Source organism: Streptomyces sp. NPDC004721 (assembly GCF_053601495.1).
Window position 1 is genome coordinate 1 of the sequence record NZ_JBSGBZ010000111.1, and the last position, 11,158, is coordinate 11,158.

Genomic DNA, 11,158 nt, shown 5'->3' on the forward strand with positions numbered 1-11,158 from the left:
GCCCCGCGGAAGAACTCGACGGTCCGCTTGCTGTCGTTGCGGATGTTGAAGCTCTTGGAGCCCAGACCGCTCACCACGGTGATGCAGCCGTCGGGCACGGCGGAGAACGACCGCTCGTTGATGAAGATCCGGCCGATCTCGTGGTGGCGGCGCTTGCCCTGCTCGCCGCGCTCGCCCTGCTCGCCCTGCTCGCCGCCGCGGCCGCCGCCCTCGTTGCCCTTGCCCTGCCCGCCCTCGCCGCCCATCGGCGCCTGAGCGGGAACGGGTACCTGCTGGACGACGGCCGGGGCCGCCTCGGGTGCGGGGGCGGCGGTGGCGTAGGTGATGCCGGTCACGGCGAGTACGGCAGCGGCGGAGACGCCCGCCGTGACGACCTTGGAACGGGTCATGATCATGATGTCTTGCTCCTTCTCAGAGAGGCCGGCTTTGGAAGCCGGTGTGTGATTGAACGTACTAACCGCCCCCAAAGCTGTCATTTCGGATATGTCGGAAGGGCTGGTGTGGGGGAGCCGAACGGGGTACCCAGAGCACCCGCGGACCCGTCTCTCCACCTGCTGACGGCACGTCAATCTGTCGCAATTCCTGGGCAGATTGATGAGGGATTAGGCCTTCAAGGTGATCTCTGATGCCTGATCACCCGTGCGGCAGCGGGTCGCCTGGAAAAGCCGGTGCGAAGGGCTCACTGGATTTCAGGGCGGGCGGGTCATAGGCCGGATCAAAGTAGGCCCTGCCCCGCGAGGGCCTTGTGCTCGTGCCGTCCGCCGCCCGGTGGGGTCCCGGGGCATCGTGCCGTGGTCAAGGAGGTGAGGACCCGGAGGGCCGAAGGCCGGGCCTATGACGACCCCTCACCCGGCGGGCGTCGGCGTTCGGCAGGTCCGCCGATGGGAGTGCGGCACTCCGCCATGGCCGCAGCCCAAGGGGTGCGAGGCCTTCACCAGGCTGCCCGTCAAGGACCTCGAAGCCTTGGGCTTGACCGCACCGGTGCGCTGCCCTGCTCTGTGAGGCGACAGGCCGGATGCGGGAACACTGGCGCGTTGATGGATCAGCGGCCCCTACCGGCCGGGGGCGGCGTCGGCCGTGCCGGCGAGTGCGGCCAGGTCGGCGCCGGTGAACGTGTCCGGCACATCAATCTCATGACCGTGCAACAGCCGGGCGGGCGTGAGCGTGCCCTGTCCGGGGGACAGGCCGTCAGGTCCGCCAGTGCTCGGGCTGCAAGGCGGCCGGCACCAGCACCGGGGTCCTGGGCCAGGGGGCAGGCTGCGCAGGTCGGCTGCATCCTCGTCAGCCAGGACGAGGCTGAGCCTGAACTCGCTGATCGGCCGCCCCCGTGTCGCCGCTCATCGCACCACTTCGACCGGCCTTCAGCAGGGCACGAACAGCGGTAGTGCCATATGCGTTGACGGCCTGTCGCAACGGGGGTGGAATCACGCGAGTGTCGCCGGGGTCGAGGAAGACTGGCACGCCCTCAGTTCCGGACAGCCCGGGGCCATGTCAGAAAACAGTGCCCGGAGTTGTTGAATGACCCAGGTTCTTTGAAGCCTGTCGGGGGTGGGTCAGGTTTGGGCTTTTGCCTCCAGGCAGCTCAGCGCCTGCATGGCCTCGTGCTCTATGCGTGAAAGGTCGTGGAGGATGGTGCCTGCCTGGACGAGGCACTGGGCATTGCCTGATTCACCGGCTTCTGTGATCAGCGCTGCGACTTCCGTCCATAGGGTGGCTGCCTCGGTGTACAGCTCATGGCCGGTGCGCAGGTGGCTGCTGTCGAACTGTTGGGTGCATTCGGCGAGGAAGTCGCGGTAGAGGTTGCGGAACAGGGCGCCGCCGGTGCCGGCCTTCTCCATCAAGAGGGCAGCCTGCGGTAGGTCCCGTTGAGGGTTGTCGGCCCGCTGGAGCCATGTGCGTACCAGCTTGCCGGCCTTTTCGATGCCCCGGTGACCGAAATTGGCGATGGGCGGGTTGAGGAAGGCGTCGGCGCAGGCGGTGATGGCGGGAATGATCTGGCCCTGTGCGGAGGGCAGGTTCCTCGGGGCGGTGAGGGTGAAAGACCGGTGCTTGGCGGTCATCGGACCGCGTGCGGCCCTGGCCTGGGCGAGGCTGGTCAGGCTGGTGGATACCGTTCCGCCTTGCTGGTCGGTGTCCACCAGGTAGGCGTCGCGGTCGTCGTAGCCGTACATGGCGACAACATGACCGCCGAAGTGCACCTTCGAGGTGAAGTAGTCCAGGTGGTAGCTGTCGAGTTGCAGTCCGACGGGGTGGCCGGCGTCGATGGGGGCCACCACGTTCTCCCAAGCCCTGCGAGGGGAGGTGGTCTCCTGGACCAGGAGTTCCAGCCCGAGTCTGGTGGCCAGGTTTCTGGTGAGGTCGAAAGGCTTGACCCGTCCCCCGAGAAAGGGGAAGCTCATGTTCTTGCTGTCCCAGTAGATGAAGGACAGACCGGAACCGAGGCCGAAGAGCATGGGCTCCGTCAGATCGAGTCCCTGGTGCCGCAGCAGCACTCCCAGAGCTGTCGTCTCGCAGTGCTGCGTACAGCGGGCATCAATGTCTATCACCGTGGTCATGCGATGCTTTCCTGGATGGAGATGATCCGTCGGGCCATCAGTTCTTCTTGCGGTGCCTCTGCCGGCCCGACGAGATAGGCGTCACGTACGGGCAGTTCGTCTGGCACGCCATCATGGTGGACTCTCCCACGGTGGGGGCGTCTAATGGGCACACGGAGCCGGCAGTCGCGATCGTCGAGTCCGTCCGCCGCGATCGGCATCCTCGCCCCCATCGGGCGCCCCAAGGGTCGCTCGGAACAGGCCCTGCAAGCGGACACTCGAACCAAAACAGCCTGATCAGGGACGTGCGTGCCTTCGGGGAACGGGCTGCCGCCGAGCCCAAGCAGCGTCTGCGAACCCTGCAGGTGGAAAAGGTCAACGCGGTTTCGTCACCCGTTTGGGCTCACCCGGTCGCCGCGGGGGAGAACAGTGGCCGTCACTGGGGAACACCGCCAACTGGGGGTGTTTCAGAGGGAATCTGCTTGGGGGTGAACCGGTGGAGGAGGAGGACGTCGGTGCGGGCAGCCGGGCGGCACCTTCTGGCCGGCTTTAGTGTGGCGTGCGAGGCGCGTGGACCGTGAAGCACTGGTCAGGTGTGGGCGCCACGTGCCGGCGCTCGGGGGCTGAGAACCAGAAGCCCGGCCCGATTGCGGCGGGCCGGGATTCTAGATGGTTCGCGTGTTGCGTCTGGGTTTAGAAGTCGTCGAAGCCGAAGTCTTCACCGTGGTGGCGCTTGATGACCCGGAAGCTGGCCACCACTCCGTCCTTGACGAACACGTTCCCGGCGTGGCCGGGCTTGACGCCGTTGGCTTCGCTGCGGGGGCCGACCGTGGCGATGGGGGCGCCGTTGTCGCAGGTCGCGCCGCGGAAGACCTCGACGGTCCGCTTGCTGTCGTTTCGGATGTTGAGGCTCTTGGAGCCGAGGCCGCTCACGATGGTGATGCAGCCGTCCGGGGCGGCGGAGTACGTCCGCTCGTTGATGTGGATTCTGCCGATCTCGTGGTGGCGGCGCTTGCCGTGCTCGCCGCGCTCGCCGCCTTCGCCGCCACGGCCGCCGCCCTCGTTGCCCTCGTTGCCCTTGCCCTGTCCGTCCTCGCCGCCCATCGGGGCGTAGGCCGGAGCGGGCGCCTGCTGGGTGACGGCCGGGACCGTCTCGGGAATCGATGCGGGAGTGGCGGCGGCGTAGGTGATGCCGGTCGCGGCGAGTGCGGAAGCGGCGGCGATAGCCGTGGTGACGGCGGTGGAACGGGTCATGATCATGACGCCTTGCTCCTCTCTCTGAGGGGCCGGCTGTGAACAGCCGACGTGTGATTGAACGTAATGACCACCCCCAGAGCTGTCATTTCGGGCGTATCGGAAGTGCTGGTGCAGGGGAGCCGAACAGGGTACCCAGAGCACCCGCGGACCCGGCCGTCCGACTGCTGACGGAACGTCAATCATCTTCAAATGACGACGAGATTGATGAGGCATTAGACCTTCAAGGTGATCTCTGACGCCTGATCACCCGTGCGGCAGCGGGTCGCCTGGAAAAGCCGCCACGAAGGGCTCAGAGATGCCGGGACGGTCAGGCCGCAGACCGGATCACGGGAAACCGCCCCACCAGGGGTTCTGTGCCCAAGCCCGGCCGCCATCCGGCGTGGACCGCGCCACCGTTCCGTGGCCGCGCGGATGAGGGCTCGAGGCCTGGCCCCATGACGCCCCCTCACCCCGCCGTGCCCGCGTCAGCCCCTCAGCTCAATCCCCCGGCCGGCGTACGGCTTGTCACGCCGGGCGAACGGGATTCGCAGTGCGCCGGGCGCACGGTCGCACGTTCATGCCGCCGTGCCGGGCTCCTGCCGGTGCTGCCCATTTCCGGCTGGAACGGCTGTGGAACGTGCTGATCCGACCTCACCGCACACTCGCTCTGCTCGTCGTACTGCTCCTGACGAGTGCCAGACGGCCCGTCTGACCGTGGACCCGCTCACCGAACACGGCCTGGACCAGGGCCGGACGGGCGCGAGCACACCCTGACGAGGACGCGCCGCCAGACGATTGAACGCACGCTCCATGCTCGCCGTCGTCGGCAAAGCTCGGGGCAACCAACGGCTGAAACCCCAGATACAGGGGGTCCCTGTGGCCCAACTCAGGCAGCCTCCTCCAGGGCGTCCTCGTGCTGCGCGGGATGATCCGGTGCTGTCCGGCCCGGCAGCAGCAACAGACCCATGCCCAGGGCCAGGCCCAGCGAGGGCAGGAACGGGAACCGCCCGTCGTACGCGAAGCCCTGCACGGCGAAGAGCGACAGGGCAGCGACGCTCGTGGCGAGGCCGAGCCACAGCATCCAGGAGCGGCGCCGGTCGGCGTCCGGACGGGTCCTTTCGTACAGTACGGCCAGTTTCCGCTCCAGCGGTCGCAGCGCCGCCACGAAGCCGGCGAGAACGAGCCCGAGCACCAGCAGCCACGGCGCCCGCAGCGCCCACCACCCACCGGACCCGAAGGCGGGCTCAGGTGCGAGGGCGGTCAGGTAGAACGCGGCGGCCACGACCAGCACCGGCAGCATGTGCCACAGGTACAGCGTCATGCTCGCACCGCCGACCGACTGCACCAGACGCCACACCCACTCGCGGTCCAGAAACCTCCGCACAGCCGGCGCGACGAGAAGACACAGGCCGACCTGGGCCACTACCCACGCCAGCATCGCCACCGACGGCGGGTTGGTGTTGCTGGGCGCCTGTCCGGTCACGAAGATCAGGCTGACCGGGAACGGCCCGAGAGTGACCAGCGCTGCGAAAGCCGCCCCACCGCCTACCGCCATCGCGGCCGAGAGCAGCCGACGACGGGTCAGCAGACCGTCCCGCCAGCAGAAACCCAACTGATAGGCCACACCCCACACGAGCACGTAGTCAGCCAGACCGACATACGGAACGTGTACCGTCACCGCCAGCGCATCAACGGCCGCGGCTCCCATGCCCATGACGACGGCAACGCACAGACCCCAGCGCCGGTGCGCCGCGTGCAGCGGCGGCGTCAGGGCGCTGAGCAACAGGTACACCGGAAGGAACCAGAACTGCATGGCCATCGCCCAGCCCACGAGTGCGAGCGTGCCCGGTTCCACACCGACCGTCGTACAGATGCCGACGGCGAGCAGCACAAGACCGCTGTAGGTGCCCGCCGGAAGCAACAGCCGCAAGGCACGCCGCCCCACCCAGCCAGTCGCGGAACCACCTGCCGCGCGGGCCCGCGACCAGGAGCCACCCGCCGCGTGGCCGCCGGCCAGGAAAAACAGCGGCATGATCTGAAAGCCCAGAGTCAGCCACTGGGTCCAGGGAACTGTCGCCAACAGCTCAGGCGCGGTGATCCGTCCGTCGCTCTCCCTGACCAAGCCGGTGATCAGCCAGTGGCCAAGCACCACCAGGACGATCGCCCACGCGCGCAAGAAGTCGACGTAACGGTCTCTGCCCATGCCTCGTCATGCTGCCGGAAGCTCGACGCCCATGCCGCGAGAACGCCGCGCCGCAACCATTCCGTGCTCGATACGAAACTCTCTCCCGTCACGAGTAGTTACGGGTGGCAGTACCGGCCAGGTGCAGAAGGCAGTGGCTGACCACGAGGAGGAGCGGTCGGCGGCGCCGATCGGTCGCCTCGTGGATCCGCGCTGTCGAGCACGAGCTCAACCGGACGGCGTGACCGAGGACCACACGCCGAACCACTGCTTGGCGCCGAACTCCTCGAACTGCTCCACTTCGGTGAACCCCAGCTTTGCCGCGAGGCGCATCGAGCGGTCGTTGGCGGTCTGGGTGCAGAGCACCACCGGCTCGCTGGGAATCGTGTCGGCGAACCAGCCGAGTGCCGCTGCGCACGCCTCGGCGGCGTACCCGCGTCCCCACGCCTCCGGAAGGAACATGTAGCCGAGCTCGGCCTCACCGGCATCCGGACGGACGTGACCCGGACGCTCCGCGTCGCGCCGATCGAGCGTGATCATGCCGATCATCGCTCCGTCGAGAGCGATCACGAAAAGGCCAGGACGCCGCCTGGGCACCTCAGGTACCGCGCGTTCGAGCTCATCACGTGGTCGAGGGCCACCGAGGTAGGTGCCCACCTCTGGCGAGGCGAAGAGCTCGATGAACGCCGCACGGTCCCGGGCCTCGGGTTCGCGGAGCACGAGCCGCTCGGTCCTGATCGGGGCAGGTGGCCAGGCGACGGGTCCGAGCTCAGTCATGGCGTGCAACCTATCGCATGCCCGCCGGACAGGAGTCTCGGACGACCGACAGCGGCAGCGGCTTCTGACCCGTCGGCCCGATCGGCTCACCAGGCGTCGTGGAGCCGGGTGAACTTCCCCGCGGCTCGGGCCCGATCGAGCGCGGTGGCGCCGGGGACCTGGTCGCAGCGGAACTTCACCGATACACCCTCGCACGATCGCGACGTTCTCACCGCAGTGTGGCGGCACTACCTGGGCTCCCAGCCCGCCACACCGTACGCCGCCCGTCGCGCACCAGCGCCGCCGGGCCAGCGCGACCGACCAACATCCGGCTCTGCACCCAACGACCAGTGCCGCGTGGGCCCCGGGACCGCACGCCTGAGAGGGTGGGCCGCGTCGAGGCGGGGTGGCCAAGCCTTTACCCTGTACGTGAGTCGCGGCGGGAGGCGAACCGGTGTGCAGGCCCGGCACCTTGGCGTCGGGTTCCAGCACGTCGCCCAGGCGGCCCTTCACCGTGTGCGCGGTCATCCGGCGCCGCTGCACTCGAGGCCCCGGGCTCCCGGCAGCGCCCGCTCGACGCTCTGGCGTCCTTCCTCGAGGGCGTCTCGGGCGGTCCCGGGAGGGCTCTCGCCGTAGGGCGGATCGCCCGCGCGGTAGGTCTCGGGACCCTCTCCGGGAATGCTCGACACCAGGACGAGCATGCGCACCCCGGTCTTGTAGTACGCCGGGACGTTCGCGCCTTCCTCGGTGAAGGACAGCCGCCGCTCGCCGCCCGCGGGTTTGTAGTAGTGGTCCACGTCCAGCACGATCCGGTACCGGTCGTGCCCGCCCGCCGGCTCGACCCGCTCCACCGTGCCCTCGGCAACGGTGCTGGCGCAGGCGATGATCCCCTCGTACGTGAGCTTGGCGGCGGACTCGCCATTCATTGTCCCGTTGTGCGCCACGAGGTATGCCGTGCCTGTTCCCAGCAGCGCCACGGCTACGGACGCCACGAGGGCGAACAGCCGTCGGCGACCGCGCTGTCGGCTGCGCACCGGGGCGGATTCCTCCCGTCCGGGAGCCTGTTGGGCCAGCCCGTCCCCGATCCGGCGCAGTTGTTCCCGGACAGCGGCCATGTCGCGTTCCGCGTCCGCGTAGCGGTCAGCGGAATCCCCGGCCTGCGCAGGTGAGGGTTCGCCCAGCAGTACCGCCATCAGCTCGTCGTTCTTCTCCACCCTCACATCGCCTCTTCCACGTGCAGCCGCTCACGCAGGAGTTTCGCCGCCGCGTACAGCCTGCTCTTCACCGTTCCCAGGGGGATGCCGAGTTGCTCGGCGATCTGCGGCACCGACAGGTCCGCGTAGTAGCGCAGGACCAGAACCTGCCGATGGGCGGCGGGCAGGGCGTCGAGCCCCTCGGCGACAGCCAGAGCCTGCACGCTGTTCTCCGTGCCGTCCTGGGCCCGGTCGGTTGGTGCGCTCAGCAGGCCGAGCCGCGCGCTGACACGTTCCTGCCGGTGTCGGGTGCGGTGCCAGTCCACTGCGAGGTTCGAGGCCACCACTGCGGCCCAGGCTCCCACGTTGCGCGGCGGGTCCTCGCCCCGCGCCCGGCGCTCCAGCAGGCGCAGGCGTACCTGCTGGAGCCCGTCCTGCAGGTCGTCCTGCGGAACCCCGCCGAGGGCCAGGACGGCGCGGACCCGGTCGGCCTGCGCCGCGTCCAGCGGGTCCGCCTCCGCACCCCGCGGTCTCCTGATCGGCAACGGTGCTCTCCCTCAGTCGTGTTTCTCCTAGGACGCGGGAGCATTGCAGATCGTTCGATCGTCACTCGCAGCCGAGTTCGCGCGCCGCGCGCGGTGCCCGGGCGATCCCGGCCCGTTCGCGGGTGATCGGTGCGTCGGGCGACGACCATGTCATCCGGGGACGCCACGGGGTGCGGAAGAGCGCCGTCTCGCCGCACAAATGAGGCGGGTCGCCTGGTCCGGCAACCCGCCCCGGGGCTTCGTGCTCTCGAACCGTTCAGCAACCGGGCGGCGGGGGTGTCAGTCCCACCCCACGGCCACGGTCGGTGGTGCCTCCGCCGAAGGCGGAGCCGGAGACGCCGCGGCGCAGGATCCACACTGCATGCGTTCCGGAGGCGTCGCCGGCCTGGCTGGGGCGGCGAGGTAAGCGAGCGCGGTGTCTACGGAAACGCCGGTGCCGATCACGGCGGTGCGCCGGTCGACATGGCGGGGCCCGTACGGTGGGGTCCTTGAGGTCAGCGCAGCGCTCCGCAGCAGTTCCGGCGCGTGGATACCGTGGTCGAGTGAGTCATGACGTTCTCGCGGCGTGGGATCGCATCGAATCCTGACTGAAGGTCAACGCACCGAAATTCGTATGCCTCGTTGCGGCCGCCCGCCGCACCGGTGCGGATCGCGGTGGCACAGGCACACATGAGTGTGAGCTGGCCGGAGGAGGTGTCGGCGCTGTGGTTGCGGCATGACGGCGCCGAATTCTTCGAGGTCGACGGTGACGAGGAAGGCGAGGTCGATCCGGCGAAGTTCCTGGCCCGGTACACCTTCCTGCCGCTGAGCGAGGTCACCCGGGTGTACACCGCATGCACCGATCCGGACACCGGCGCCGCCGGCTTTTCCGGGTGGGTGCCGGTGTCCGGTGCCGACGACGACTACTCGGGGGAGATGGTGATGGTCGACGGGCCGGATGCCGGCCGGGTGGGCCGCTGGTTTTCGACCGACAGCGCCTATCTGCACCATGAATACAGCACGCTGGGCGGCTACCTGGAGGCCGTCGCGGAGGCGCTGGAATCGAGTACGGGACCGCTGGCGGACCGCAACGGAGTGGTGCCGGGAGTGGCCCGCCTGGTGTGGCAGGACCCGCGGGCGGTGTCCGCCGTACAAGCCCCCTGGGAACCCGTTCACGGGGACCGCTGACGGGACGATGCCCCGCCGCGCGTCGCAGCCCTAGAGGTAGTCGTTGCCCGGGTTGACGTAGTACGCGTCCTCGTTCAGCAGATGCCACTGGTAGGGGAACCCGTTGCCCCCATCCGGCTCATCACCTGGGTGTTGGCGCGGTTGGACACCAAGGAACGGCGACAGAGTCAGGGTGGTGGCGGTCCCAGACGGCGGCCTCGGGACGGGCCCGGTAGGTCACATACTCGTCGTCGGTCGCCCAGTCGGGCGCCGAGGAGGGCACGCTGGCGCTGCGGTACCGCAGCCATACGTCGAAGCGGATCAACGGTTGAGTTCGTGTCGTCGAGGTTCGTTCGTAGGATGAGGTGTCCTGATGAGTGCACGGTAGGGAGACTGTTGGTGCTGGCTGCCGTTGCCGGCTCGCCCGGACCGCTCGCCGAAGTCCTGGCCCTGCGTGATGTGGACGGGCCTGCGGATCCTGGCACGGGTGAGGTCGTGGTGCGCATGGTCGCGTCGACCGTCAACCCCTCGGACGAGGTCACCGTCTCGGGTGCCTACGGGTCGCGGACTTCGTTTCCCATGGTTCCGGGGTTCGAGGGCGTGGGTGTGATCGACGCCGCCGGTCCGGGCGTGCCTGCTGCGGCTGTGGGCCGGCGTGTCCTGCCACTGGGGTCCGCCGGGGCCTGGCAGCAGTACAAGCGACTCGACTACTCCTGGTGTGTTCCTGTGCCGGACGACCTTCCCGATGAGGTCGCCTGCTTCGCCTACATCAACCCCTTGACGGCCGTCACGATGGTCGAGCGGTTCTGTCGGCCGGGCGTGCGGAATGTGGTGGTCACCGCGGCGACATCGGCCATCGGCCGACACCTGGCGGAACTCCTGACCGATCGTGGTGTCGCACCGGTCGGGGTCGTGCGGGGAACGCCGGGCCGGACTGTGGCCGAGCCGTCCCTGTGGCGGGCCGTGATCCGGACGAACGAGCCCGGGTGGCGCGAACGGTTGCGGTCGGTGATCGGCCCCCACGGCGCCGATGTGGCCTTCGACTGCGTCGGTGGCGCCGTGGGGGAAGAGGTGTTCACGCTGACGGTCGGCGGCGGCGTGTTCGTCCACTACGGCCTGCTGTCGGGAACACCGCTCTCGGTGGAGTGCCTCACCGGCCGCAGGGACGTACGCGTGGAGCTCTTCCGCCTGCGTGACATCGTTCAGAAGGACGGCGGGCAGCACCTGTCCGGGCTGTTCGCACCGGTCTTCGAGAGCCTGCGCCGCGGACGCCTGCGCACGGCCGTCGGGCAACGCATCGGGCTCAGCGAACTCGCCGGCCACCTCAAAGATCCGGCAGCCGGACCCGCAGGGAAGATCCTTATCGATCCGCAGAGGTGACCACCGCAGCGGACCACCCGCTGCTGGATCCCGGTGTCCGGGACGGTGCTGTCGTACGTCGCCGAGGCCGCCGACGTGCATCCCGGGACCGGGGTCTTCAACTGCTGGCCGTCGAAGTCGGGTATGTGAGCGTAACCATGTATGAGTGAGCGTCGTTGTCAGGGTGTGAATCTCACGGAATGGGCG

8 protein-coding genes and 1 pseudogene are annotated in these 11,158 nt (G+C 68.8%); 2 read left to right on the forward strand and 7 right to left on the reverse strand.

Features of this window, described 5'->3' with window-relative positions:
* From ACWEK3_RS41205 to ACWEK3_RS41235, 7 genes and pseudogenes are all read right to left on the reverse strand, one after another.
* Nucleotides 1–395: pseudogene (locus ACWEK3_RS41205) on the reverse strand (hypothetical protein); the annotation flags it as partial.
* Between the two features lie 1,158 nt (nucleotides 396–1,553).
* Nucleotides 1,554–2,555 (reverse strand): BtrH N-terminal domain-containing protein, encoded by a 1,002-nt coding sequence (locus ACWEK3_RS41210; protein ID WP_453252151.1) that lies wholly within the window; start codon nucleotides 2,553–2,555, stop codon nucleotides 1,554–1,556.
* Between the two features lie 672 nt (nucleotides 2,556–3,227).
* Nucleotides 3,228–3,794: a hypothetical protein gene (locus ACWEK3_RS41215; protein WP_453252152.1), complete on the reverse strand. Its 567-nt coding sequence runs from the start codon at nucleotides 3,792–3,794 to the stop codon at nucleotides 3,228–3,230.
* 862 nt (nucleotides 3,795–4,656) lie between these two features.
* Nucleotides 4,657–5,973, reverse strand: a complete 1,317-nt coding sequence (locus ACWEK3_RS41220) for an acyltransferase family protein (RefSeq protein ID WP_453252153.1) — start codon at nucleotides 5,971–5,973, stop codon at nucleotides 4,657–4,659.
* 207 nt (nucleotides 5,974–6,180) lie between these two features.
* A complete protein-coding gene (locus ACWEK3_RS41225; RefSeq protein ID WP_450544791.1) occupies nucleotides 6,181–6,729 on the reverse strand; it encodes a GNAT family N-acetyltransferase in 549 nt (182 codons plus the stop codon).
* A gap of 503 nt (nucleotides 6,730–7,232) precedes the next feature.
* The gene (locus ACWEK3_RS41230) at nucleotides 7,233–7,922 is read right to left on the reverse strand and encodes a hypothetical protein (RefSeq protein ID WP_450544789.1); all 690 of its coding nucleotides are present in this window, start codon (nucleotides 7,920–7,922) and stop codon (nucleotides 7,233–7,235) included.
* 2 nt (nucleotides 7,923–7,924) lie between these two features.
* Nucleotides 7,925–8,446, reverse strand: coding sequence for an RNA polymerase sigma factor (locus tag ACWEK3_RS41235; protein WP_450544788.1), 522 nt, complete (start codon nucleotides 8,444–8,446; stop codon nucleotides 7,925–7,927).
* Nucleotides 8,447–9,115: 669 nt separating this feature from the next.
* On the opposite strand from ACWEK3_RS41235, the gene ACWEK3_RS41240 reads away from it, so the two are divergent.
* Both ACWEK3_RS41240 and ACWEK3_RS41245 read left to right on the forward strand, forming a co-directional pair.
* Complete coding sequence (locus ACWEK3_RS41240) at nucleotides 9,116–9,613, forward strand: hypothetical protein (protein ID WP_453252154.1); 498 nt, start codon at nucleotides 9,116–9,118, stop codon at nucleotides 9,611–9,613.
* Between the two features lie 378 nt (nucleotides 9,614–9,991).
* Nucleotides 9,992–10,972 (forward strand): zinc-dependent alcohol dehydrogenase family protein, encoded by a 981-nt coding sequence (locus ACWEK3_RS41245; RefSeq protein ID WP_453252155.1) that lies wholly within the window; start codon nucleotides 9,992–9,994, stop codon nucleotides 10,970–10,972.
* Nucleotides 10,973–11,158 lie beyond the last annotated feature (186 nt).